The organism is Pseudoalteromonas sp. R3 (assembly GCF_004014715.1).
In the GTDB taxonomy this organism is placed as follows: domain Bacteria; phylum Pseudomonadota; class Gammaproteobacteria; order Enterobacterales; family Alteromonadaceae; genus Pseudoalteromonas.
Genome location: NZ_CP034835.1, coordinates 2,301,070 through 2,327,892, shown reverse-complemented (window position 1 = coordinate 2,327,892; position 26,823 = coordinate 2,301,070). Strand labels below are relative to the sequence as shown.

Sequence of the window (26,823 nt, the reverse complement as noted above, 5' to 3'; positions counted from 1 at the left end):
TCATCTATCGATGGTAATGCTTTTTAACCTCGCGGGGTTGTTCACTGAAGTACAGCTGAAACTGTCGGCTAAAATAGCTGTGATCGGTAAATCCTACAGAAAATGCAATGTCACTTATTGAGTCATTGGTCTCTATTAGTAACTTTCTGGCCTGTTCTAGTCTAACCTGGGTCAGAAATTTTTTGGGTGTGGTATTCAGGTGCTTTTTAAATCGTCTCTCCAGTGCGCTGACCGATAAGTGACTTGCCTCGGCGATCTCCGTGAGTTTGAGAGGTTGAGCAAAGTTGGCTCTGATGTACTCGACTGGCGCCTTAAGTGCTTTCATCCCGGGTTGAGTACAGGTATGTACGTGGAGCTTTTTTGACATACCATAAGTTCCGATGATCTCGCCGCTTGCAGAATACAAAGGGCGCTTAGAGGTAACATACCAGGCAATACCGTCTGAACCATCGGCTTGATTTACTTCGAGTCGTTCCGTAACTGTTTGACCTGAAATTACTTTTTTATCATCAACCATATATTGGTGGGCGAGGTGAGGTGGTGCAAAAGCAAGATCGGTCTGACCAAGTATCTGGTGCAAAGAAGATACACCAATGTGCGCAAGGAAGGCTTCATTGCCGAATACGATTTCACCTTGCGCATTTTTAACCCAAAATAGCGTACCAGAGAGCATGTCGAGCATAGCTAATAATTGAGAAAAGTGTACAGAGTCGAAAAACGCATCGCTCTGATTTTTATCATTATCCATTGCATTACAGCTCATTCTTTTTCATTTCTTCTTATGTATACAATATATGTCATCGTAAGTCATTAATATAGATGTATTTAAATATTAATCATTAATTGGTGAATACAATGTCGCCGATTTTCTTGCATTATTGTCCGATTTTGACCTAACGCATAAATTCACTTTCTATTTACTATTTTTGCGATATCAGAAAAATAAGACAGCAGAATTAAGTAGATGAAAAAAATTAAGATGGGAATGGTCGGCGGTGGCCCGGACGCCTTTATTGGCTCTATACATCGCATGGCAGCACAGCTTGATGGTCAAATCGAACTGGTATGTGGCGTATTCAGTAGTGCGCCGCAGCGATCATATGAGTACGGAAGATATCTGGGTTTAAAGGCTTCGCGTTGCTACCAACATTTTAATGACATGCTGGAGATGGAATCTTCATTGCCAGAGGGCGAAAGAATGGAGCTACTAGCCATAGTCACGCCGAACCACTTGCACTTTCAAATGGCCAGCGAAGCGATTAAACATGGTTTTCATGTGATTTCAGATAAACCCGCCACGATTTCATTGGCTCAGGCACTTACACTGGCCCGTCAGCTTGCATGCTCTGATGTGTTATATGCGCTGACCTATACCTATACCGGTTATCCGATGGTGAAGGAAGCCAGATATCGGGTACACGCAGGCGAGTTAGGGACTATTCGAAAAATTATTGTGAGTTATCAACAGGGCTGGCTGAGTGGTAAAAATGCTGAGAGTACAAAACAAGCTAGCTGGCGACTTGACCCTGAACAGGCAGGGTTAAGTTGTTGCATGGGCGATATTGGTGTTCATGCAGCTAATCTGGCTGAATACATCAGTGGTAAATCTATCACCCATGTATGCGCGGATCTTAATACAGCATACGAGCACAGGGCGCTGGATGATGATGGTGCAGTACTACTCAGGTTTGGTGATGAAATCAAAGGAGTACTACTGGCCAGTCAAGTGGCTACAGGAGAAGAGAATAACCTTTCTATCAGCGTCTATGGAGATAAAGGAAGCCTAAAGTGGCAGCAGCAAAACCCCAACAGCCTGACACTCAGATATGCAGACAGTTCGATGCGAGTTATCCGAAGTGGGGTTGCTAATAAATCGTCTCTTGCTGTTGAAAACACAAGATTGCCCGCAGGTCATCCGGAAGGGTATATAGAAGCCTTTGCAAATTTATACCGCAATTTTGCAGCGCAAATTCGGGCGCGGCAATTGGTCCAGCCACCTTGTGATAAAGCGTTAGACGTACCGGGGATCAAAGAAGGGATCCGGGGAATGTTGTTCATTGATAGTGTTGTTCGGGCCAGCGGATCATCGCAAAAGTGGCATGCTGTTCAGGGGCGCAATTACATGACTGAAATTAGAGGGCCTGGTATTTTTCTGGCGCAGTTTATTGGGGATGAAGCGCCATATAATTCATTGGAAGGGCTTGCACAGTGGGCGTCAAGCTTGGGATACAAAGCAATTCAGCTGCCGACCCACATTGAATCTCTTTTCGATTTAGCGCATGCAGCCGAAAGTAAAGATTACTGTGAGCATATCAAGGCACTACTGGGGCGCTACAATCTGGTAATTTCAGAGCTCTCAACACATATACAGGGGCAACTGGTGGCTGTAGCGCCTTGTTATATTGAGATGTTTGCCGGGTTTTATCCAAACACCTTGAACAAAGATCCTGACTCAATTTCTTTGTGGGCGAGTGAACAGCTGATGCTCGCCGCTCAGGCCAGTAAAAACCTGGGGCTTAGTGCACATGCCACTTTTTCTGGCGCACTGCTTTGGCCTATGGTTTACCCTTGGCCTCAACGCCCTGGCGGTTTGATAGAGCAAGGATTCGAAGTACTTGCTCAGCGTTGGCTACCGATCCTTGAGGCTTTTGACATCGCTGGGGTTGATGTTTGTTTTGAGCTGCATCCGGCGGAAGATTTACACGATGGAGCGAGTTTTGAAGCGTTTCTCAGGCAGGTCAACCACCATCCCAGAGCCAATATATTATACGATCCAAGTCATCTACATCTGCAAAAAATGGATTATCTCGCCTTTATTGATTTGTATCATGACAGGATCAAGGCATTTCACGTCAAGGATGCGGAATATCGTGTCAATGGGCGGACCGGTGTATATGGCGGATATCTTAACTGGAAAGACCGAGCAGGGCGTTTTCGCTCCCTTGGCGACGGCCAAATCGATTTTAACGCGATATTCAGCAAACTCACACAATATGGCTTCGATGGCTGGGCTGTACTGGAGTGGGAGTGTTGCATCAAAGACCCCTACATAGGCGCGCTGCAAGGAGCCCAGATCATTAAAGATCTGATCATTAAACCGACTGAAAAAGCATTTGACGATTTCGCAGGCGGAGCCAGTTGCGAGATGACAAACAGGCGTCTCCTTGGGCTTGGGGAGCGTGAAATATGAACAGACAAGTCAAGCATTGGGCCTTTATTACTGCATGTATTGCACTGACGGTAACAGCGATGACTTTTGCTATCCGTGCTGGCATGTTGTCGCAGTTCAGTCAGGTAATGCAGCTAACCGACAGCCAGCTAGGCTGGGTCAACGCAATGGCATTTTTCGGGTTTCCAGTGGCAACAATCGTCGGTGGTGCTCTGTACAAAATGCTGGGTGCCAGACGGTTACTCATGATTGCATTTGCCGGCCATATATTGGGTTTGTTGTGCACCATATTTGCTTCGGGGTTTTACAGCCTGATGTTTGCAACCTTTTTAATTGGTCTGGCGAATGGTGCTGTTGAAGCAGGTTGCAACCCAATGGTTACCCGTTTATTTCCTACCAAGCAAACGACCATGTTAAACCGTTTTCATGTCTGGTTTCCCGGCGGTATCGTGTTAGGTTCACTGGTTTCAATATCAATGACCTATTTGGGTCTTGGCTGGCAGTTTCAGTTTGCCTGCCTGCTTATTCCAACTTTGCTCTATGGCGTATTGCTTATTCGTTTACCCGACAACTTTATCGAAGAACAGGCACCTGCGGAGCCGCAGCGTGGGGTATTAAAGGCTTTGTTTTCACCTCTTTTTTTGTTCATGTTGTTGTGTATGACGCTTACGGCGAGTACTGAGCTGCTAACCCAACAATGGATCGAACGCATACTCCGAGAATCCGGTGCGTCTGCCATGTTGACTCTGGCGCTGATCACCGGAGTGATGGCAGTCGGGCGTTATTTTGCAGGACCTGTCATTAAACAATTAAACCCACTGGGTGTGTTGCTTATGTCTTCTGTCGCGGCATATATGGGGATCCGCTTTATGTCTGTTGCACAGGGCTCTGAGGTGTATTACGCGGCGATTATTTTCGCTCTTGGGGTCACCTATTTTTGGCCCACTATGCTTGGATTTGTGTCTGAAAAGTTACCCAGAACCGGCGCACTTGGCCTGGGAGTCATGGGGGCTGCTGGTATGTTTGCTGTCAGTATCTGGAACCCGATAATTGGCCAGTTAGTTGAGCGAGGGCCGGCGGTGGGTACTCAAAATGCGTCCAGTACCTTAGTCGTTCTGAGTTACTTCCCACTTAGTCTGGTTGTGGCATTTGGACTGCTTTTGCTGGGCAGCTTTTATAAAGCCAGACGCCAAACTCCGAAAGGGGTATGCAATGACAGTTGAACACACTAATTACTCCAGAAGGCGCTTTTTGCAGGGTGTACTCATCAGTTTAGGGGCCGGTTTAAGTAACGGACTTATTGGTGATAGTGCTTTAGCAGCTGCGTTGAACTATCGGGTTGTGCCTGACGGTGAACCCTATCAGACCAAGGTGTTGAGCAAAGAACAGCTGATGCTGCTAAAGAGAGTATGCAACACCATTATCCCGGCAACTGAAACCCCCGGCGCCGGTGACATAGGCGTTCATGGTTTTATTGATCATCAGTTGTATCACTGCTACGACCTGAATGTACATAACCGTATGCGGGCGATACTGAGTGTAATCGAAACAAGCAGTCTGCGTATATATGGGCACTCATTCGCACAGCTTAATGGCGAAAAGCAAGTTGTGCACTTAACTCGACTGGAAACCGCAGCCGAGCCTTTCTCAGAGCAGCAGCGTACTGACTTTAAACAGCTTAAGGCACTGGTTTGCTTTGGTTACTACACGTCAGAAACCGGAGCCAGTCAGGAGCTTGTGTATCAGGCTTATCCTGGCGGATTCAAAGGTCAGATAGCCTATCGCGGGCAAGCTGGCTATGGCTCTTTGGCCTACTACTAAGGAGCTGTTATGTACATCAAAGAATCAAAACAAACGTATGATGCCATTGTGATTGGCTCAGGGATAACGGGCGGATGGGCTGCAAAGGAATTCAGTGAAAAAGGATTTAAGACGCTACTCATCGAGAGGGGGCGGGTTGTTGAGCATCGCAAAGATTACGTTGGCGAAGGCATGCCCCCATGGGAACAACCGCTTCGTAGCAAAGTGTCACTGGCGGAGATAGAGCAGCAGTATCATGTTCAAAAAAATTGCTATGCGTTTAATGACAGTACCAAACACTTTTTTGGTAATGACAGAGATTTACCATTTGAGACCGCAAAAGGAACTGATTTTTGGTGGATCCGCGCCAATCAGTTAGGTGGTAAATCATTACTTTGGCATCGCTTTTCATATCGCTGGAGTGACTTTGACTTTAATGCAAATAAATTAGATGGATTTGGCAATGACTGGCCAATTCGATACCAAGACCTGGCTCACTGGTATTCCTATGTAGAGCGTCATGTGGGTATTTGCGGACAGAAAGAGTCATTGCCACAACTTCCCGACAGTGAGTTTTTACCTCCTTTTGATATGACGGCGCCTGAGTTACACATAAAACAGCAGCTTGAAGCCGCCTTTCCTGACAGAAAGCTGATCCACGGCAGGCAGGCACATTTGACCAAACCCAGCGCACATCATCTGGCTCAGGGCCGGGGACAGTGCCAGGCACGTAATGAATGCCAAAAAGGCTGCTCCTTCGGTGCATATTTCTCGACGCAAAGCTCAACGCTGCCAGATGCAGCTAAAACCGGAAACTTACAGATAGCACCCAATAGCGTGGTGCACAGTCTGATCTACGATGGTATAAGCAATCGCGTTAAAGGCGTCCGAGTCATAGATAATGAAGACCTTTCACAACGGGAATATTTTGGCAAAGTGGTATTTTTGTGTGCATCTACGCTGGGTTCAACACAAATATTGCTTAATTCTCGCAACAAGACCTTTCCCAACGGTCTAGCCAATCGCTCCGGTGTACTTGGTCACTACCTCATGGATCATAACTATAACGCCTGGGCCAGAGCAGAGATCCCCGGATTTGAAGACGCTTTTTATTCCGGCAGGCGGCCAGGTGGATTGTATATACCTAACTTCTACTTCAAGCCTAATCCGAAAAGGCCATTTTTACGCGGATATGGTATGTCCGCCGGTGCTTATCGAGAGGACTGGAAGGCAATGCAGCACGAGGATGGCATTGGTATCGCATTCAAACAACAGTTACAGAAGCCCGGAAAGTGGCAGTTCTGGTTAGGGGCGCAGGGAGAGATGTTGCCCAGGTTTGAAAACAGTGTGCAATTACACGCATTTAAAAAAGACAAATGGGGCATACCGCAACTTGAGATCAACTGTCGCTTTTCTGAAAACGAACGATTGATGATGCTCGACGCCGCCGAGCAGGGCCAGTTAATGTTGGAAAAGATAGGCCTGGAAAATGTCTCTTGCGGCCTGCACGACAAACCGCCCGGTTCAGGGATCCACGAACTGGGTACTGCCAGAATGGGCAGGGATCCGAAAGACTCTGTGCTTAACGGCTTTAACCAGAGTCATGATATTCCAAATTTATTTGTTACTGATGGAGCTAGCTTTTGCTCTAGCGCAGTGCAAAACCCCAGTCTGACATTTATGGCATTAACAGTCAGAGCTGTGAACTACGCGGTGAAAGAAATCGCCGCCAGACGCATTTAAATAATAAAGGTACTTACTATGACGTTTTTTAAACGCTTTCTCTCAACGCTGGTATGCGCGGGGTTGCTAACAGCATGTAACGGACAACCAGGCACTCGCGACGCAGACAATCAAAGGACGATGCAACTTGAGCGATCACAAATCCCCGCGATCAGTGTGCAGTTATGGTCGGTCAACCATACGCTGAAAAAGACTTTAAGGGGACATTGGAAGCAATCTCGGCTATGGGATTTGATGCGGTTGAGTTTGCCGGTGATTTTGGCCCATATCGTGATGATCCTAAGGGATTGAAACGTTATCTGGATAGCCTGGATCTGCAAGTCAGCGGGGCGCATGTCAAAATGCATGAATTGACCGATGAGAAGTTTGAACAGACTGTAAGTTTTTATCAGCAGTTGGGCAGCCCAATGATGATAGTGCCCAGTGATAAACGAGCAGAGCAGGCCGAGACCATAGAAGCATTTGTTATGGAGTTAAACAAAGTTTCAGCAAAAATGCGTGCTAAAGGTATGCGTTTTGGCTTCCACAATCATGACCGGGAGCTGGTGCCTTACAAAAACAGCACGTACTGGGATTACATTGCTGCAAATACACCTGAAGACTTTGTGCTGCAGCTGGATGTGGGTTGGGCCCAGTACGCTGGAAAAGATCCCGTGACTTACATTAATCGCTATCCGAACAGAACCATTACTACGCACTTTAAAGCCAAATATCCAGCGGGAACATACAACAAGAAGCCTTTGATCGGTCAGGACATTACAGATTGGCCTGCTGTTATTTACGCTAATGTGAAAAAAGGTGGTACGCAATGGCTAGTGTTGGAGCAGGAAGAATACCCGGACGGATTAACTCAGTTAGAGGCAGTTCAGGTTTCAAAAAAAGGACTAGATAACATCATTACCCAACTGACCAATTAGGTCAGCGCACAACGACATAAAATAGGCCTTTTTCATTGTTAATGCCGCGAAGATGGCATAGCAGTCGGACCCAAAGTTACACCAAAATAACAAAGCATATTAGCCCGTACCGGCAATCAGAGGGCGGGCTGTACAAAGCACTACATATCAACAACAAGGATACAACAAGATGAAGAAACGCATTATTGCGGGGCTATGCTCGTTTAGTGCCTGTATTGCACCACTAGCAGTGCAAGCAAGCGTCAAACATGCCAGCACCGAGACGAGTGAAGTTAAAGCGAAACTTGCACACAATGAGTGGCCTCAGGACCCGTTAATGCCCAGCTGTGGCGCAGATGACAACGGTCAGGACTGGGCAAGATTGCAAAAGCTTGCTACTCAGCAACCTGTCGGGTTGATGGCACCATTTGCACAGCCCATGATGGCAGCAACACAAAGTGCACCATTGTCGCCCGAGCTATTAAGCAACAGTGCCGCAGTAGCGGGGCGCTACTATATCCCAGTCGTATTCCATGTATACGGTGACGCCTACAACTGCAGCGATGACAGCCAGAAGTGTCTGACTGACGAGAAAATACAGGATGCACTGACCAGGTTAAACAATGACTTTCAGGGACTGTCGGTCGACTCTCCTGAGGTCTCTCCTCAGTTTCAGGCGATCCGTGAAAATTTGAATATCGAATTTGTGCTGGCGGGTAAAGACCCTCAGGGCAACCCAACTAATGGTATTGTCCGATATAGTCACGATCAGAGGGGCTATGGCAACCATGATGATGAAACGCTGGCGAAAATACAGGCCGATGCCTGGGACAACTTCAGCTATATGAATGTGTATCTCATGCATGACTTGTATGATGATGGTAAGGAGACTAATTCCGGAGTTGCCTGGTATCCGGAATTAGCGATGACTGAGGAAAATACCGCACGAGTCGTCTATAACGGCCATTATGTGGGTAACAACACCAGTGAAAATTTTCGCTCGGTACTGACCCATGAGTTTGGTCATTGGCTTAACCTGATCCACACCTTCGAAACTAAGCAATGCTCGATTACCAACGAAGCGTTTTGTCATTCAACCGGCGACCGTAGCTGTGATACACCTCAGATGTCTATGCCCAGTGAAATGCAGAATAATGCGCCTAACTGCCTGGGACAGCCTACTAACACCGAAAACTTTATGCACTACTCAGACAACTACGCCATGTTCACACAAGTGCAGGTTGCACGTATGACCGCTGCGCTCCATAATCCAGCACGCAGTACTCTATGGTCGAACGATAATTTGATCAAAACAGGTTTGTCGCAGTATGTTAGCAATGCGGGTCATCCCTGGGATGGTAATTCGGGGCTGGATGTCGAACCGCAGGGGGAGGTGCTGGCCAGTTATCACATTCCTTTTGCTGCCAAAGCGTCAGTGGAGACCTTTGAGATAAACCTGCCTGATACTGCACACAACATCCTGTTTTATCTTAATGGTCACAGTGAAGACCCGGATCTGTATGTGTCAAAAGGCCAGATCCCGACACCACCGGCCAATGCGGATGAACAATGGATAGCCGATCTGATCTCTTTTAACAGTCCCGGAGACAGTGAAGCAGTTACGGTGGATACACCGGATGCGAATTATCCCTATTTTGCCTCTGTTCATGCGTTTACTGCTTACAGTGACACCACGCTGAGCGTCATTCAGGGTGAGGATCCCTATCTCAATGACGGTGAGCAGCGTTATACCTTGTTTAAACTCGATGGTCTTTGGGCGAATAAGAAAAATGCTTCCTGGCCGGACCGTAACGGTAAAACCTTTGACTTCCAATTCAGTGTACCGCAAGGCGCCAGCCGTACTGTGGTTGTCGTACCCGGGGGTTACCAGGGGCCCAAGATGGCAGATGGGTCAATCAAGAGAAATGGCGACTTAGATATGTACGTGGCCAAAGATAGGGCGGTTTCAAAAACACAGTTTGATTGCCGACCTTTCACCTGGAAAGGGATCACGGAATACTGTGAGTTTGAGGGCGGAGGCGATTTTGAGGTGATCATCGACCCCTTTGAAACTTACACCAATGCGAGCATTCAGGTGTATTACGAAATAGCAGACACACAAGATCAATTGCCGTTCGCAAACATCAACGGCCAGACGCGTGCAGAAGCGGTAGGCCACGCACTGAAGTTTTCAAGCGTTGGTTCTAACGACCCAGATGGCAAGATAGTCTCATTCCTGTGGGATTTTGGCGATGGTACGCAAAGCACTCAAGCAGAAGTTGATCATATTTATACCATGACTGGTACTTATCAGGTTAGCCTTACGGTTACCGACAATGCCGGGAATCAAAGCACAGCACATGGCAGCGCTGTGATCACTGAGCTATCGCCAGAGGATGCACCTTTGTGTAATGAGTGTGAACGTATTTACCTGGCTGACGAGCTAAACCTGGCAGCCAGTGCTGGTGGACAGACTTATAACTATGAGTTTGCAGTACCGGATGCGGCTTCTCTGGTAACCTTTGAGCTGGTCGAGCGTTACAATGGGGACCCAGATATTCACGTTAGTCGAAATCAGGCTGTGTCTAAATCTCAGTATGACTGTCGCCCCTGGGAGGCGCCAAATCAGACCGAATTGTGTCAGTTTGAACAAGGTGGTGTGTTTAACGTGATGATCGACCCGTTCAAGGATTATGAATTGCTGCGCTTCAAGGCGTACTATGATATCCATCGTGATGCCGACCGTTCCGCACCAAACCGTTTACCGATAGCCAACGCAGGCGGTAACCAGACCGTCAGAGCCGGGGAGCAGGTCTTTCTGGATGGACGTCAGTCGAGCGATCAGGATGGCGAGCTTATTACCTATCTGTGGGATCTTGGACATGGCACGACTCTGGTGGGTGAGACTATCAGTCATCACTTCGAACGCGCTGGCAGTTATCCCGTTAGCCTTACTGTGACCGATGATAAAGGCGCGAGCAGCAGCACACAGGTTATCATTCGGGTACTTCCGATTGGCGATTTTGATGAAGATGGCAATGTTGACAGTGATGACATCAGTGCGGTGCGCGCCGCCATTGCTGCAAACCTGCCACTGGACAACTCGTTTGATATCAATGGCGATGGCGTGATTGACAACGCCGATGTCACTGAGATGACTGTTTTGTGTAGTTTTGCAAATTGCTCGAACATTCCACCGCCACCTCAGCCTCCGCTTGCACAGGCCAGTGTATTAACGAGCAACAATCAAATCGGCCAGGCCGTGGCGTTCAGCAGTGCGGGTTCGGACGATGAGTACGGTCAGATCACCGCTTTTCACTGGGACTTTGGCGATGGCACACAAAGTGACTTTGCTAACCCAAGTCACAGTTACGCACAAGCAGGCGTATATCAGGCAACTTTAACGGTCACCGACAATGACAATATGACAGCCAGCGCAGTTGTCACAGTAGTCGTTGAGCATCCGCCCCTGACTAACGCTTGCGAGGGCTCAGATGGTTCAGCGGTGAGACGTCTGACTCCGAGTCAACCGCACTGCATCAACAGCACCCGTGGCTATTCATTTGCAGAAATGGATCGCGGTCCAAAAACAGTTGCTGTTACATTGATTAATGCGCCCGCCGATACCCGTATTTATTTCGGTGACGGTCACTGGCCCAAAGCTGATGGCAGCGATCATGACGCGGTGTCAGTGACAGACGCTGATCAGCAGTGCCTGTTCTATGAAATCACAGATCAATCTCGCTACTGGGGCTATCTGGTGATGTCAGGTAATCCGGTCGGTGCCACCATAGTCGTTGATTATGACGTTGCAGGCTGTCGCCCACACTAATCCCTGAAGACCATAAGCCACACCCTGTGTGGCTTATTTATTGTTACACCTATCGGGCACTGTCTTGAGGGTTAACTGTGCCCGCAATATAACAACACAACTAAATGAGACAACAACATGTATAAAGTAATCAAGATGACACCTCTGGTCATCGCTCTGAGCTCAGCCTCTGGCTGGGCGCAAGGTGACAGAGAAACGGCCACACCCATAAATGACTTTAGCGCTGCCGACGTAGCGCATATCCATGCCGATACTGAGTATAAAGCGGACGCAATGCACAGTAACAGGCAAATTACACCGAAATCAGAACTGCCTTTTGCAAGCCGTGCCTTTATGTCTTTCAGTAATGCGCTTTCGACTTCATCCAGCTGCCCCGATGAGGTATTCAGTCATCTCAGTGGTTCAGTTTTTCTGGAGGCGATAAGAAATCATGGTAAGGTCTGTATCGATACCTTGTTTAATGATAACCCTGAAACTCTGACTCTGGGGGCCTACACAGATGCTAATTTTGCAACCGTTATCAATGAGCTAAATACCCGCTTGGTTAACTACGATGGTCAGACTGATGTTACCTACCTTAGCGATTTGTTTTACTGGCTAAAAGCTTATTCGTATTACGATTTCAGACGTTTTGTGAACCCGACGACACAGCAAGCTATGGTTAGTACTATCAATACTCTCTACGCCAATGAGCACTTCTTTGATAAAACTGAAACCAATGCTCAGCTGATCCGCAGTGCGACGGGCATCATTAAAAATGCACAAATAGGTCAGTTTCTGGTGCCACTGACGCTTGGTCTGTTAGCCAGGTATGATGAATCCTACGAGCAAATTAATGACTGGGGCCGCTCAGCAACCCCTTTATTCTGGCAAGTTCTGAATGACTGTGCCGTGATACAAGCTGTCGTTCGCAACAGCATACACACGATCTGATAGATGCAATTACGGGTTTCATTAATGACAATCTGAATTGGCTGAGTAAGTCAGCCAACGATTACCACCTGTTCAATCTGGGGTATCAACTGGTTAATTTTTATCGTGGGGAACAAGAGCCCCACTTTGCCCAGTTAGAATCCAAATTACGAAATGAAATCACACGCATACTGAACAGTTACGGACCGCTCAAAACCGACCGTGAACGGACTCTTTATCTGGCTGTACTCGAATCGGTCAATTATAACCGTCAGTGTAATACTTACTCAGTGTGTGACAAGCCACAGGAAATCATTACCCAGGTACTTGGTAATCGCCTAACGTGCCCCTCAGGTAACCTGTTTATCTGGGCACAGGATATGACTGCAACGCAGCTGGCATGGACCTGTAACTCGCTCAAGGTCCATGAAGACCACTTTCATCAACTGTTGCGCACTGAGCGGGTCCCGGTTACACCGGATGACAATGATTCGCTCAGAATGGTGATATTCAATGATAAAAAAGAGTGGGTTACATACGGTGGAGTGCTGTTCAATGTCAGCACCAGCAATGGAGGGACCTATCGAGAGGGGGATCCGTCTAAGCCGGGCGATCAGGCCACCTTTTATGCTTATGAACATGTATCTGAGCGCCCGATTTTTGATATCTGGAACCTACGCCATGAATATGTTCATTATCTGGAAGGGCGTTATATCTCAAAAGGCGACTTCAATGACAGCAATAGTGCAGGCCGTACAGTCTGGTTTGGTGAAGGGATTGCGGAATATAGCTCGCTGAAGAACTGTAACCCTTATGCTGTTGAGGAGGCCAGAAAGGGGACTTATTCACTTTCCACTATATTCAGCAACGAGTATGGAGTGGGGCAAACACGGATCTACGACTGGGGCTACCTGGCAACACGCTTTATGTACGAGCAACAAAACGCCGCGTTCTTCGATATGCTGACGTTGTTTAAGGACGGTGATTTTGCGGGGTACCGTTCTGAACTGGTAGACAAATGGGTCGCTCAGAAGTTGTATGACGACCAGTTTTCAAACTGGCTGACACAAGTAGAGTCGACAGGGTGTGTTATTGATACCACGCGCCCTCCCTCACCAGTGGAGCCTGTGAATGTTGATGACATTCAGGGGAGTGATCAGGTTGGCATCAATGCCTGTGGGGTGCAGTTAGCGTCAGACAGAACACAGGCGGGTCAGGCCAGGTGTTTGTCAGGTACAGATACCCGACAGCTTAAAGAGTACCCCATTTACGTGCCCGAAGGGCTACAAAACGTTTCTCTGGAGATTACGCTACGCCATGGCACGGGCAATGCGGATCTTTATTATGAGTATGGCCGTCCGGATAACGGCTGGCGTTATACCCATGAATCTACAGGGCCCAGTAATGATGAAACCCTGGTGTTAGATAACATCGAAAAAGGTTGGCACTATATTGCGGTTGGCACCGAAACGGGCTATCAAAATACCACTTTGTTAGCTCGATATATTCAGCAACCCACCGCGGGTGAAAACGAACTGCAAAATGGGGTCGCTGTCCCCGTCAATGTGTCTGATAGTGGTCAACTGATTTATACCATGGCGGTGCCTGCTGGCGCGACTAATATTACCTTCAGCACCACAGGCGGAACAGGGGAGCTGGACTTGCATGTGAAGTTTGGCAGCGAGGCAAGCAAAACAGACTATGACTGTCGTCCCTGGAAAGTCGGTAACCGTGAAACCTGTCATTTTAGTACAACGAGTGGCGGGATTTACTATATCCTGTTGAGCGCCGACCCCATGTTTAGCGGAGCTACGCTGACAGGGCGTTATGACGCTAATTAACCTATAGCTCTTATCAGAAAAGTTAAAATAAAAAACCCGGCTGCATAGCCGGGTTTTCTTATAGTGGTTAGCTAAGAGGCTTATTCAAGCCCTTTTTTGCTGTACAAGGTAACCTTATCCGAAACCAGCGTCACTTTAATATGTTTGCTGTCGTTGCCCCAGGTGCAGTTAGTATGCAGGGTTTTTTCTTCGCACTGATCTGCTGAGCCTAAGAGTTGTTCTAGTTCAGTTTTATCCATACCCACTTCGATTTTGTCGTAGTTCTCCATGCTTACTTTAGAGCAGGCGGCCAGGCCGAGCAGCGCAGTCAGGATTAAAATTTTTTTCATAGTAGTTTCCGTCAGTGTCTGTATTTTCTGATTTGGAAGATAATCCCCATTTTGGGATGATCTAAATAATGGATGTCACCGCTGTATACACGGGTAAACTGAGACATTCTGGCGCTTTCTAAATCGCCTTCATCACTTTTATAATGATAGTCAAAGTTACTGGTGACGTATAAGTAATGCCGTATATGGATTTTCATCCAGCCCTGTAGTTGCCATAGCGCAGGGTCTTGCTCCCTTAGTGCACGCTCTTTGGGCTCACCCAGCAGGCTGATAAAGCCATCATCGGACGTATCTAAGCGAGCCACATAGCTGGCGGGCTGCTCGAACTTTTGTCCGCCATAAACGAGTATGTTCGGCGCGCGCTTTTTACTTTGGTCGGGAAAGCGCCAGCCGGTGTGCAGAATGGGTTCAAGTCCTTTCTTTTTTAGCTGATTGAGCACGCTGTCGAATTTAAGTTGCTCTTCGCTTAGCAAGTAGATGCTTTGTTTATGTTCCTGTGGCTCGGCATAGGGCGTCAACGGCAGCTGCTGATATTTTTCCATATAATCTATGCCGTCGGCGCAGTGCCAGGAGGTATCCTGTTGGACAAAGCGACTAGTTACCGTGCGAGGGTCAAAACGACTGTCACCATTCAGACAAGCTTGCTGGCCTGCGCTGTTATAGCCCTTTGTCAGCAAGTCCAGTGTCCGGTTTAAATCCAGCTCAGGGTTTTCAATCGTAAAGTCTTCATTCAGCTGATCGTTTTTTTGTTGGGCAAAGGCGATCAGCTCAACTTCATACCAGCGTTTTGCACTGGCCGGCGCAGAGGCCAGCAGCACTGTGCTTAGTATCGTCAGTGAAAGGGCTGTCCTTATCATGCCACCGCCTTTTTCTGAAAGTCGTCTATCATTGCATTTACCAGTTTTAAGCGTTCCTGACCATTTTTCTCTTCGATATTAAAACGTAACTTACTGGCACCTTCCATGCGGTACACAGCCGGGTTGCTTTGTATCAGAGCAATGATGAATGTCGGGTTAACCGTGGTACTGGCACTGAATTCAAAGTAGCCGCCTTTTTGGTTGGCTTCTACTTTGGTGATCCCCAGTTTAGCCGCTTTTGATTTCAAAAGTTGGATACTAAAGAGGTTTTTCGCTGCATCCGGCAGCAGGCCAAAGCGGTCGATCAGCTCAACCTTTAGTTCGTCCAGTGACTCTTCATCATTGGCGCTGGCAATGCGCTTGTACATGCTCAGGCGCATATTGACGTCATGGATATAGTCATCAGGCAGCAGGGCGGGGATCTTCAGGTCCACATCGCTTTGCTGTTGTAACAGGTTCTCAAGCGTCGGCTCTTTGCCCTCTTTGAGTGCCTGAACGGCCTGTTCCAGCATTTCCATATACAGGGTAAAGCCCACAGTCTGGATCTGACCACTTTGCTCATCACCCAGCAGTTCACCCGCGCCCCGGATCTCTAAGTCATGGGTGGCCAGAGCAAAGCCGGCACCAAGATCTTCGAGCGACTCAATGGCCTGCAGGCGTTTCACCGCATCTTTGGTCAGTGTCTGGCTGTTACGGGTTAGCAGGTAGGCATACGCCTGGTGATGGCTACGGCCAACCCGACCACGCAGTTGGTGCATCTGCGCCAGGCCCAGTTTGTCTGCACGGTCCATGATGATGGTGTTGGCAGACGGGATATCAATCCCGGTTTCAATGATGGTGGTACACACCAGCACATTGTGTTTCTGGTGATAAAAGTCGCTCATCAGCTGCTCAAGCTCTTTTTCACGCATCTGGCCGTGGGCGATGGCAATGCTGGCTTCGGGCACCAATGCGGCAATGTCAGCCGCGATTTTATCTATGGTCTCTACATTGTTGTGCAGGAAGTACACCTGACCACCGCGTTTAATTTCCCGCAGGATCGCTTCGCGAATAACCTCATCATTGCGCTCCTGCACAAAGGTTTTAACCGCCAGGCGTTTTGCTGGTGGTGTGGCAATGATAGACAGGTCGCGCATGCCACTCATGGCCATATTCAGGGTTCTGGGAATAGGCGTTGCGGTGAGCGTGAGTATGTCTACATCCGCACGTAGCTGTTTGATTTTCTCTTTTTGTCTTACCCCGAAGCGGTGCTCTTCATCGACAATCAGCAGACCCAGGTCTTTATACTTGATGCTCTGTTGCAGCAGCTTGTGAGTACCTATCACAATATCGAGTTGGCCATTTTCGAGCTTATCAAGGGTGTCTTTTTGCTCCTTGGTGCTATTAAAGCGAGACAATACGCCCACCTCAATAGGTAAAGAGGCAAAGCGGTCGCGGAAGTTTTCATAGTGTTGCTGCGCCAGCAAGGTGGTGGGGACCAGCACGGCCACTTGTTTGTTGTCGTTAATGGCCACAAACGCGGCGCGCATTGCCACCTCAGTTTTACCAAAGCCAACGTCACCACAAACCAGCCGGTCCATTGCCAGCGGGGTTTGCATATCACCCAGTACGGCATCAATGGCGTTGCGTTGGTCGTCGGTTTCTTCAAACGGGAAGGTGTCGCTGAATTCGCGATACGCCTGGCCGTCAAGTTTGAACAAGTGTCCGGGCTTACTCTGGCGTTTAGCGTAAATGTCCAGCAGCTCAGCGGCAACGTCACGGACCTTTTCAGCCGCGCGGCGCTTAGCTTTTTCCCACACATCAGAGCCGAGCTTGTGCAGCGGGGCTGAAGCTTCTTCACCACCAGAATAGCGGCTTAGCATGTGTAGCGCCGATACCGGCACATATAACTTAGCGTCATTGGCATAGACGATGGTTACAAATTCAGTGGCCACTCCCGCTGCGTCAATGGTTTGCAGGCCAAGGTAACGCCCAACACCATGATCCAGGTGCACAATTGGCTGGCCTTCTTTAAGTTCGGCCAGGTTGCGAATGAGTGCATCCTGACCCTGATCGTATTTATGCTTGCGACGGCGGCGCTGTGACACCTTAATACCCAGCAGCTCTTGTTCCGTCAGTATGCTCAGAGGTTTGGTACCATCAAGCAGCACCGAACGCTCCAGCGGGCTGACTATCAGACCCACATCGTTACGTGCACCGACAAAGTCGCTAAAGCTGTCGAACTCTTTGAGTTTCAGGCCGCTTGGCTTGAGCAAGGTCATCAGGGATTCACGACGACCATCCGACTCAACACTGAACAGCACCCGGCCTTTGTTCTTCTTCTGAGAGGTAATATAATCAAGCAGAGGCTTGTATGGGTCACTCTGTTTATGGTCAACCCGGACATCGGTCACTAAACTGGCACCGAGGTTAGTATGGCCCGCCTTAGTGCCTAAGCTTGCTTCACTCAGGCGAATTCTGGGGTAACGTGCAAAGCCTTCAAACAGGGTTTCGACATTTTGATACAGGCGCACCGGTTCCAGCAGAGGGCGTAGTGGGTCAACCCGACGGCTCTCATAGCGTTTGTTAACATCCAGCCAGAACTCCGAGGCGGCTTGCTCAATGTCGCCCAGGTGCATAAACACCGCTTGTTCTGGCAGATAGTCAAAAATCGTGGCTACCTGCTCATAAAACAATGGCAAATAATATTCGATACCCGCCGGCCAGTTGCCCCGGGTAACCTGCATGTAAATGGAGTCTTGTTCGCTGCTCGCGCCAAAGGTTTCACGATACGCAATCCGAAAACGCTCTATGTCTTCTTCATTGGTGGGGAATTCATGGGCCGGTAACAGGTCGATTGACTTGATCTGCTCGCTGGAGCGCTGGGTTTCAATATCAAACAGCCGAATACTGTCGAGCTCATCATCGAAAAAGTCGAGCCTGAATGGCGTGGTACTGCCCATCGGGAACAAGTCTATGATAGAACCGCGCACGGCAAATTCACCATGTTCCATCACCTGTTGAACATTGCGATAACCGGCCTGAGCCAGGGTTTCTTTGAGCTTTTGTGCATCCAGCGAGTCGCCTACTTTGAATTGCAGGGCGTTGCCGTAAATAAACTCTGGCGGTGCGGTACGCAACATTAAGGTAGACACAGGCAGCAGTAAGACGCCCTGATGTTGATGGCGTAAAGAGTTCAGGCTGGCAAGACGCTGTGAGATAATGTCCTGGTGCGGCGAAAAGTGATCGTAAGGTAAGGTTTCCCAGTCCGGAAAAACATGGACTTTGTCTTCGCCCAGCAAGTAACCCAGCTCAGTTTCAAGTCGCAGTGCACTTGGCGTGTCGGGGGTTACGACTACAACCAGTGCATCATGTTGTCTGACGCCCTCACTGATGGCAATGGACATACTGCTACCGACCAGCTGGCCCCAATGGATTTTATCCTTTTGTGATTTGACCCAGGGAAGTTGGTTCCACTGCGCTGTTGCCATTCATATACTCCTGTTACTGCAAGTTGTTTTTATTACACATGGTTTTTTCAATTCGCTTTCGCATTGATAAAACAGAACGGCCTGACTGAGTGTCGAGGCCGTTCGGTGGGATGATTTAATCCCGGTAGATTTTGCATAAATCCTGATAGTGGTCGATGCGACGATCTCTCAGGTAAGGCCAGATGCGTCGTACCGCTTCACTGCGGCTCTGGTCCAGTTCAACTACTAAGAGTTGCTCTTCAGTCTCACTACCGTGCGCCAGCAGTTCACCCTGAGGCCCGGCGACAAAGGAGTTACCCCAGAACTGGATCCCTTCACTTTGGGCGCTGGGGTCGGTTTCGTGACCAACACGGTTGACACTCAACACTGGCAGACCGTTAGATACGGCGTGGGCGCGCTGTGCGATCATCCAGGCGTCGCGCTGACGAATTTGCTCGTCCTTATCATCGCGCGGATCCCAGCCAATGGCGGTGGGGTAGATTAACATGTCAGCACCGGCCATCGCCATTAAGCGTGCGCCTTCGGGGAACCATTGATCCCAGCATACCAGTACACCCAGTTTACCGACTGACGTTTGAATAGGGGTAAAGCCCATGTCGCCCGGTGTAAAGTAGAACTTTTCATAAAAGCCGGGGTCGTCGGGAATGTGCATTTTACGATATTTACCGGCAATGCTACCGTCGGCTTCAAAAACTACTGCAGTGTTGTGATACAAGCCGGTTGCGCGCTTTTCAAAAAGCGAGGCAACGATCACCAGGTTCAGCTCTTTGGCAAGCTGGCAAAATAGGTCTGTACTTGGGCCTGGAATGGTTTCTGCCAGGTCAAAAAGGTCGGTGTCTTCGGTTTGGCAAAAATACAGGCTGCGATGCAGCTCCTGTAATACCACGAGTTTGGCACCCTGAGCTGCGGCATCACGGATCCCGGCAATGGACTTATCCAGGTTGTTTTGTAAATCAGCACTATTGCTGTGCTGAACCAATGCGACTTTTAACGTGTTGTTGCTCATTAAAATTTAGTCCTGTTTTAAAAATCCGGCGGGTAGCTGCATTGTAATACAGTGCAGGCTGCCAAATTGATGAATAATAGGCAGACAGTCAATGCCAATCACGGTACGTTCCGGGTGAGCGCTTTGCAATTGAGTCAACGCTTGGGCGTCGTTGTCATCACCGTATAGCGGCATCAAAACGGTGTCATTGATGATCAGATAATTTGCATAGGTGGCAGGTATTCGGTCGCCTTCATCGTTATAGACCGCTTTGGGCCAGGGCAGGGCAACCAGATTATAAGGTTTCCCTTGTGGTGTGCGGAACGACTTGAGTTGCGACTCCATGGCGCTCAGGGCAGCAAAATGCTCATCTTGTGGGTCATCACAACGGACATACACCAGAGTATCATTGGGTGCAAAGCGTACCAGCGTATCTATATGGCTATCAGTATCGTCACCAGCCAAATATCCGTGGTCGACCCACAGGAACTGTTTCGCGCCCAGTGAGTTACTTAACTCCTGCTCAAGTTCAGTTTTACTCAGGTGCGGATTGCGGTTTGGATTGAGCAAACACTCTGAGGTGGTTAACAGAGTACCAGCTTCGTCAATTTCAATGCCGCCGCCTTCTAGTACCAGCTCGATGCGCTCATAGTGATTTGCAGGGTTGATGATCTGAGCCTGAAGTTGCGCGTTAATTTGATTATCGAGCTCCGCAGCAAACTTATTACCCCAGCCATTGAAGGTGAAGTCTTTTACTGACAGCTGACCCGATGCGTCACGCGTAGTAAGCGGGCCATGATCGCGGGCCCAGGTATCATTACAGGGCGCATCAACAAACACAATTTGCGTCATATCGACGTCTGCGGCGATAAGCTTTCGGTTAATGTGTGCTTTTAGCTCAGTACTGTGTGCCACAATAACCACTTTCTCAACTTGAGAGATCTGCTGACACAAAGCGATATAAACGGGTTCAACCTGGGGTAAAATATCCGCCCAGTCGGTATCGGGATGTGGCCAGGTGAGCATCACTGCATCTTGCGGCGCCCACTCAGGTAAAAGTGTAAAACTCATGGTGTTATCAATCAAAATTAGTAGACGACTAGTTTAGCACTGACAGCTTGGCTGTCAGCTATTTTGTTCGTTTTCGTCGGGCGACTGACGCTTTTTTAGCTGCCGGGTTTGAGCATGTAAACTGGCACGGACCAGTAGCTCCTGATCGTTATCCCGGATCTGGGTAAAAGCCAGAGTATAGCGAAAGCCCGAGTCCACGGTTTCTTTGTCTATGACCTGCGCATAACAAAAGATGGCGCTGGCTTCGTGTTGCAGAAATACCTTGGTCCTGAAGTTCTGGCCAATGTCATAGTCCTGCTCAAGCGTTGCCGTAATGCCGCCACCGCCGTAACTGTCGCACCTCAGCAACTCGTCTTCAGGTTGTTCCGTGGCCAGGATATGGCTCATGATTAAGTCGATTTTTCGTGACTGGGCCTGCAGATAGGCGGCCAGATCGCTGGCCACATCGCCAAGGTTGCGCAATGGTCTTAGCGCATTTAAGTCCAGCTCATTGATTTCATTTGCCAGCCTGAACAGAGGCGGAATGGCAGATTCAAGCTGTGCCTGGCTCTTTGGTACCATGTTGGCATCTACCGGGTACAGATTGATTTGGTTTGATTCGGCAATCTGGAAATATTGCTCGAAAGTCTCTTTTAGGTCGCTATGCATATGCCGAAATGATACTGATACTGTCTTTATATCCATATACTAGCGAGTTTTAACCGCACTCGCTAGTATTATGCTGTTTCAGAATTAGACTCTGAATTGTTCTAACATGTTTTCCTGCTTGGCAATTTTCTCTACCTGAGACTGCATGGTGTGATCAACGGCTTTGGCTTCATCGAATACAGTGTCTGACAAGTTACGAATTTGCGAGGCGTTATTATTCACTTCCTCCACCACATGCTTTTGTTCACTGATCATATCCGCAATACTGACGTTTAAATCAACAATGCTTGCTATAGACTGGCGGATCGACTCAAGGGCTTCACGGGTGTCGTTGGCTTTATTGACCGACTTCTCTACTATGGTCTGACTCTGGTTCATCACCCCAACGGCGCTTTGTGCGCCGCTTTGTAATTGGTCAATCATGGCTTTGATTTCTGTAGTGGCTTCCTGAGTGCGTTGTGCAAGGGTCCTGACCTCATCGGCAACAACGGCAAACCCGCGACCTGACTCGCCGGCACGCGCTGCCTCAATGGCTGCGTTGAGGGCCAGCAGGTTGGTTTGTTCGGCAATGCCATTGATCACAGACAAGATTTGCTCAATGCCCGACGAAGAGACTTCCAGCTCGGCTACCACATCGACCGCACGTTTTATCTGTACAGACAGCTCGGTGATGGCATCGGTGGACTCAGCGACTATGGTTTCGCCGTTACTGGCAAGGTTGTCGGTGTTCTGTATGGCATCTGCAGCCTGTTGAGCGGTATCCGCTACTTGTTGCTCTGTACTTGACATATTACCTGTTGCGGTGGCCAGAGTATTAAGTGCGTTAAGCTGCTCTTCGATAGCCATGGTTGCCTGGTTTGCACCTGTTGAAGTCTGACGGGCATCTTCTAATACTTCATGGCCAAGTTGTTGTATATCCGCAATCAGATTTTGCAGACGAGAGGTAAAGCGATTGAAATTCTCTGCCAATGAGGCGAATTCTGGCTCGTTAGAGGCCTCTAAACGCACGGTCAGATCTGCGTGGCCTTGCGCAATATTCGCCATAGCGACATTGATGTCTTCAAGCGGTTTTAGGAGCAAGTTTATGACTAAAGAAAGTACGACCACAGCGGCTATCACGGCGATAATTGAGAATAAAGTGGCATCTTGTGCCATGGTATCAACTGCACTGAATACTTTGTCTTTCTCAAGTGCCACACCAACGTACCAGTCCAGTCCTTCCACATCTTTAAAGGTGACCAGATAGGTGCGGTTGTTCATCTCAACTTCCTGCACTATTTGTGATACCTGAGTACGGCCCAAAAACTCGCTAGCTTGTTGGCCATTAAGCTCTGTATTGGGGTGAGAGATAATAGTGCCATCTTTACTGACCATAAAGGCAAAGCCTGAGTCGAATAATTCGAAAGAATTGATCATGTTACCGAGCTTGGCCAGACTGACATCAAAAAAGATAGCGCCATGGAAACGGCCCCCTTTTTTCACAGGCGTACCCACGGATACCACAATTTCTTTGGTGACCGAATCGGCGTATGGGGCTGTGACTATCAGCTGATTTGCTTGTTTTGCGCCGGCAAACCAGGGTCGCACCCGCGGATCCCAGGTAGGGCCTGGATCCCAACCCGGATCACTGGCTACATAGTTGCCGGTTGCGTCTTCGCCATAGCCTATCAGTAAAAAGGTCTCTTTCAGCTTTGGCTGTGAAATCAGTGGCAGCGCATCTTGCAGCGTGTCGCTTTGCTCTACCAGGCCGGTGGTCAAAACTGCCAAATCAATGGCACCCTGCATTTGCGAGGTCACCGTATTGCTGATCCCCTGAATGATTTCTCCCACACTATCATTGACTTGTTGTTGTAAATTATCTTTCAGCAAAAAATACTGTTTGAGTGATAGTAGTAACAAGGCCAGAAAGAGCACTGAGGCTGAAACGGCAATTACCTTAAATTTGAACTTCACAGGCATATCTCCTAACTGCTTCCCTCTATAAAGGTAAATCATTGAGGGAAACTTTCAATTATTTAGGTATTTAAATCCAAAAATGGATCTTGGACTTAAAACAGGACCGGGCTATTAAAGTTACGTTCATCACAACTTGATTACATTAAATTGTAAATATGGCAATAAAGGGGTTTGGGTATGTTACACAAAGTGTATGGTCTGGCATTAGCTTCGGCATTTCTGGTTGCCTGTGGTGGCAGTGATAGCAATAGCAACTCTGGCACACAAACGAATGTGCAGTCGGAACAAAAGGCCAGGTTTACTTTGGGGGTGTCGGATGCGGCCGTTAATAATGTGGCTGCAGTGAACTTAGTATTCAAAGAAGTTGTTCTGCAAAGCTCTGGCGGTACGACGACACGTTTTGAAACGCTGGATGAATCCGGTAATCCACAAAAAGTGAACTTACTGGCTTATCAGGGTAGCAACACCTTCGAGCTGATCGCTGATAAGGAAATTGACGCCGGTGACTATGAATGGATGCGTGTCACTGTCGTCAATGGTATTGAAGGTGAAATCAGCGAGATGCGCTCTCATGTTGTGTATGAAGATGAAAGTCGGGCCGCACTGGCAGTCAAGCGTAAAGGCAATGATGGTGAGGGTGAAATCCAAATCAATTCAGTGCTGGTTAACCAGGGTGAAAATGACTATGTCCTGGAGTTTGACTTGGGTAAGGCGCTGGTTAAAACAGGAAACAGCAGCACGGTCTACCTAAAGCCGACTGCCGTCAGACTAGAAAATCAGGCGCTGGTATTTGATATTTCAGGCACCGTAACGGCTGATCTGCAAACAGCCTGTATCGCCGATAATTCTGCTCTGGCGCCGACCGTAGGTGGGTTTAAGCAGGTTGTTTATCTGTATACCCAGACTGAAGGTGAGCTTGGAGATGTGCAGGAAGAGGGTAACGGACCTATGGCAACGGCAGTACTCAATCAGGAGGGTCAGTTTGAGATAGGCTTTGTACCCGCAGGAGAGTATCAGATAGCCTATTCGTGCCTGGGGCATCTTGATGACCCTGAGTCAGTAGACACGACATTTGCATTGTACTCGACGCAATCAGTTTCAGTGAGTCAGGATACGGAAGTGACTTTCTCAGAATAACTGTCCATTATTCTATCAATAGTTGTGCTCCAGCCTTTTTGGCTGGAGGGTGACTATTCACCCCAAAGTTCATCCAGCTCTTCATCGGATATTTCCAGATAATCCATCACATCATCTTTGATCACTTGCCATTCGGGGTTTTGTTCGCTTACAGGATTAGTAGACAAATACGTTTTGTGACGGGCTATCTTTAAAATGGATAGCAAGTCGTTGCCAAGACTATCTAGTTCCCCTGAAGTGAGAATCCCGTCAACGTCATGTTGATAATAAATCACATTAATGACTATCTTTGGCAAACGCCACTGCTGAGCCAGCAAAGCGCCTATAGTACCGTGGCTAGTATGATATTGTGCGAATTCAAACTGACTTGCTTCGGTCCACCCATCAGTTTGTGCTTTGTCTAATACACTCTGATAGTCATCAAAGTGCTGACATAATATCGGAATGCCAACGCCATGAAACAATCCAAGCATATAGGCATGATTGGCCAGTGCTTGGCGATTAAGCCGATTGCAGATCAATGATGCATGCTGCCCTATTTCAGACTGGGTTTCCCAGAAATCACTAAGCGCTGCCGGCAAATCAACAGACGATTTCAAAGCAACGGCCTTAACTAAGGGAATAAGGCGTTTCAGACCCAGAATCATGACTGCCTGTTCGATGGAATCAATCTCGCGAGAGCGCCGAAAGGCAGCGGAATTGACTACTTGCAAAATGGCCGCACTGATCGCTACATCGCTTTGTAAAATTTCGGAAATCTTAGTGATGTTGGGTTCGGGAAGTTTAGCTTCTTCTGAAAACTGCAACAGTGCCTGAGGGCGCGGAGGAATACTGACCGTTTTTAAAATGAGTTTTTCTTGCTGTGTGAGGGAAATGGCCATGCAACACTACCTGTACGACTGACTATTATAAAAAGATAGTCAATAATCTGTGGTGCAGGCAACTCTGTGTTTCGCGAAGGAGCTAAAAGCAAAAAGCCCCGCTTAGGCGAGGCTTTTAAAACGCTATGTGTATCGATTATACGTTAGCTAGCGCCGAACGTGCGTCAACATATTCCATGTTGAAACCTTCAGCCACTTCTTTACACGTGATCTGACCCTTGATGACGTTCAGACCATTCAGGAAGTGCTGATCAGCAAGCAAGGCTTCTTTGTAACCCAAGTTTGCAAGCTTGATGATGTAAGGTAGAGTCGCATTGTTCAGTGCGAATGTAGAAGTACGTGGTACAGCACCTGGCATGTTAGCAACACAGTAGTGAACTACGTCGTCAACAATGTAAGTTGGCTCTGCGTGTGTAGTTGCTTTAGAAGTGGCAATACAACCACCCTGGTCGATAGCAACGTCAACAATGGCAGCGCCTGGCTTCATTGCTTTGATGTGATCAGCAGTAACCAGCTTAGGTGCAGCAGCACCTGGGATAAGTACACCACCGATAACTAAGTCAGCTTCCAGTACGTGCTTCTCAAGCGCATCAGCAGTTGAGTAGATCACTTTTGCCTGGCTGCCGAATTGAGCGTTCAGGCTGCGCAGTACATCGATGTTACGGTCAAGGATAGTAACGTCAGCACCCAAGCCAACCGCCATTTGCGCTGCGTTACGGCCAACCATACCACCACCGATAACAACCACTTTAGCAGGTTCTACACCTGGTACGCCGCCAAGCAGCATGCCGCGACCTTCACGAGACTTTTCAAGCGCCTGAGCACCAGCCTGAATAGACATACGGCCAGCTACTTCTGACATAGGTGCAAGCAGAGGTAGACCGCCACGTGCGTCAGTCACAGTTTCGTACGCGATACAAATTGCGCCGCTCTTAACCAGGTCTTCTGTCTGAGGCAGGTCAGGTGCCAGGTGCAGGTAAGTGAACAGGATTTGATCTTCACGAAGCATCGCGCGCTCAACAGCCTGAGGCTCTTTTACTTTCACGATCATGTCTGCTTCTTCAAATACCTGCGCTGCCGTATCACGGATCTCAGCGCCTACCTGAATGTAGTCTTCGTCAGTGAAACCGATACCGATACCAGCATTTGTTTCTACTATTACCTGGTGGCCGTGATTAATCAGTTCACGAACACTTGCTGGAACCATACCAACACGGTACTCGTGGTTTTTTATTTCTTTAGGTACACCAATAATCATAACAATTCGCCTCAATTAAGAACGGGGTAAAAATTTTC

General features: G+C 48.3%; 19 protein-coding genes and 1 pseudogene. 10 read left to right on the top strand and 10 right to left on the bottom strand.

What is annotated here, in order from left to right; translation table 11 throughout:
* Nucleotides 1–4: 4 nt before the first annotated feature.
* Nucleotides 5–748, bottom strand: coding sequence for an AraC family transcriptional regulator (locus ELR70_RS15090; protein ID WP_054015280.1), 744 nt, complete (start codon nucleotides 746–748; stop codon nucleotides 5–7).
* Between the two features lie 216 nt (nucleotides 749–964).
* On the opposite strand from ELR70_RS15090, the pseudogene ELR70_RS15085 reads away from it, so the two are divergent.
* From ELR70_RS15085 to ELR70_RS15045, 9 genes and pseudogenes are all read left to right on the top strand, one after another.
* A pseudogene (locus ELR70_RS15085) lies at nucleotides 965–2,080 on the top strand (Gfo/Idh/MocA family oxidoreductase); the annotation flags it as partial.
* A 42-nt stretch (nucleotides 2,081–2,122) separates the two neighbouring features.
* The gene (locus ELR70_RS15080) at nucleotides 2,123–3,190 is read left to right on the top strand and encodes a sugar phosphate isomerase/epimerase (RefSeq protein WP_054015051.1); all 1,068 of its coding nucleotides are present in this window, start codon (nucleotides 2,123–2,125) and stop codon (nucleotides 3,188–3,190) included.
* Nucleotides 3,187–4,392: an MFS transporter gene (locus tag ELR70_RS15075; protein WP_054015052.1), complete on the top strand. Its 1,206-nt coding sequence runs from the start codon at nucleotides 3,187–3,189 to the stop codon at nucleotides 4,390–4,392. The genes ELR70_RS15080 and ELR70_RS15075 overlap by 4 nt, the downstream gene beginning before the upstream one ends.
* A complete protein-coding gene (locus ELR70_RS15070) occupies nucleotides 4,382–4,990 on the top strand; it encodes a gluconate 2-dehydrogenase subunit 3 family protein (RefSeq protein WP_054015053.1) in 609 nt (202 codons plus the stop codon). The genes ELR70_RS15075 and ELR70_RS15070 overlap by 11 nt, the downstream gene beginning before the upstream one ends.
* 9 nt (nucleotides 4,991–4,999) lie before the next feature.
* A complete protein-coding gene (locus ELR70_RS15065) occupies nucleotides 5,000–6,712 on the top strand; it encodes a GMC family oxidoreductase (protein WP_054015054.1) in 1,713 nt (570 codons plus the stop codon).
* A gap of 164 nt (nucleotides 6,713–6,876) precedes the next feature.
* On the top strand, nucleotides 6,877–7,629 hold the full coding sequence (locus ELR70_RS15060; RefSeq protein ID WP_241566311.1) for a sugar phosphate isomerase/epimerase: 753 nt from the start codon (nucleotides 6,877–6,879) through the stop codon (nucleotides 7,627–7,629).
* Nucleotides 7,630–7,798: 169 nt separating this feature from the next.
* Complete coding sequence (locus tag ELR70_RS15055; protein ID WP_054015056.1) at nucleotides 7,799–11,440, top strand: PKD domain-containing protein; 3,642 nt, start codon at nucleotides 7,799–7,801, stop codon at nucleotides 11,438–11,440.
* Between the two features lie 117 nt (nucleotides 11,441–11,557).
* The gene (locus tag ELR70_RS15050; RefSeq protein ID WP_128064620.1) at nucleotides 11,558–12,373 is read left to right on the top strand and encodes a M9 family metallopeptidase N-terminal domain-containing protein; all 816 of its coding nucleotides are present in this window, start codon (nucleotides 11,558–11,560) and stop codon (nucleotides 12,371–12,373) included.
* Nucleotides 12,325–14,193 carry a collagenase gene (locus ELR70_RS15045; RefSeq protein ID WP_347232138.1) on the top strand — a complete coding sequence of 623 codons (1,869 nt, stop codon included), beginning with the start codon at nucleotides 12,325–12,327 and terminating at the stop codon, nucleotides 14,191–14,193. Before ELR70_RS15050 ends, ELR70_RS15045 begins: the two co-directional genes overlap by 49 nt.
* An 80-nt stretch (nucleotides 14,194–14,273) precedes the next feature.
* Here the strand turns inward: ELR70_RS15045 and ELR70_RS15040 are convergent, their stop codons facing one another.
* From ELR70_RS15040 to ELR70_RS15010, 7 genes are all read right to left on the bottom strand, one after another.
* Nucleotides 14,274–14,522, bottom strand: a complete 249-nt coding sequence (locus tag ELR70_RS15040; protein WP_054015058.1) for a hypothetical protein — start codon at nucleotides 14,520–14,522, stop codon at nucleotides 14,274–14,276.
* Nucleotides 14,523–14,533: 11 nt separating this feature from the next.
* Entirely contained in the window at nucleotides 14,534–15,379 is an 846-nt protein-coding gene (locus tag ELR70_RS15035; RefSeq protein WP_054015059.1) for a CsiV family protein, read from the bottom strand.
* Entirely contained in the window at nucleotides 15,376–18,849 is a 3,474-nt protein-coding gene (gene mfd / locus ELR70_RS15030) for a transcription-repair coupling factor (RefSeq protein ID WP_054015060.1), read from the bottom strand. Before mfd ends, ELR70_RS15035 begins: the two co-directional genes overlap by 4 nt.
* Before the next feature lie 115 nt (nucleotides 18,850–18,964).
* Nucleotides 18,965–19,855 carry a carbon-nitrogen hydrolase gene (locus tag ELR70_RS15025; protein ID WP_054015061.1) on the bottom strand — a complete coding sequence of 297 codons (891 nt, stop codon included), beginning with the start codon at nucleotides 19,853–19,855 and terminating at the stop codon, nucleotides 18,965–18,967.
* A 6-nt stretch (nucleotides 19,856–19,861) separates the two neighbouring features.
* A complete protein-coding gene (locus tag ELR70_RS15020) occupies nucleotides 19,862–20,905 on the bottom strand; it encodes an agmatine deiminase family protein (protein WP_054015062.1) in 1,044 nt (347 codons plus the stop codon).
* Nucleotides 20,906–20,959: 54 nt separating this feature from the next.
* Entirely contained in the window at nucleotides 20,960–21,553 is a 594-nt protein-coding gene (locus ELR70_RS15015) for a PilZ domain-containing protein (protein WP_054015063.1), read from the bottom strand.
* An 84-nt stretch (nucleotides 21,554–21,637) separates the two neighbouring features.
* Entirely contained in the window at nucleotides 21,638–23,512 is a 1,875-nt protein-coding gene (locus ELR70_RS15010) for a methyl-accepting chemotaxis protein (protein WP_054015064.1), read from the bottom strand.
* A 174-nt stretch (nucleotides 23,513–23,686) separates the two neighbouring features.
* Here ELR70_RS15010 and ELR70_RS15005 point away from each other — a divergent pair, with 174 nt between their 5' ends.
* On the top strand, nucleotides 23,687–24,646 hold the full coding sequence (locus ELR70_RS15005; protein ID WP_054015065.1) for a DUF4382 domain-containing protein: 960 nt from the start codon (nucleotides 23,687–23,689) through the stop codon (nucleotides 24,644–24,646).
* A 53-nt stretch (nucleotides 24,647–24,699) separates the two neighbouring features.
* On the opposite strand, the gene ELR70_RS15000 is transcribed toward ELR70_RS15005, so the two are convergent.
* Together ELR70_RS15000 and ald are read right to left on the bottom strand one after the other, a co-directional pair.
* Complete coding sequence (locus ELR70_RS15000; protein WP_054015066.1) at nucleotides 24,700–25,527, bottom strand: HDOD domain-containing protein; 828 nt, start codon at nucleotides 25,525–25,527, stop codon at nucleotides 24,700–24,702.
* Nucleotides 25,528–25,663: 136 nt separating this feature from the next.
* Nucleotides 25,664–26,785, bottom strand: coding sequence for an alanine dehydrogenase (ald, locus tag ELR70_RS14995; protein ID WP_054015067.1), 1,122 nt, complete (start codon nucleotides 26,783–26,785; stop codon nucleotides 25,664–25,666).
* Between the last annotated feature and the right edge of the window lie 38 nt (nucleotides 26,786–26,823).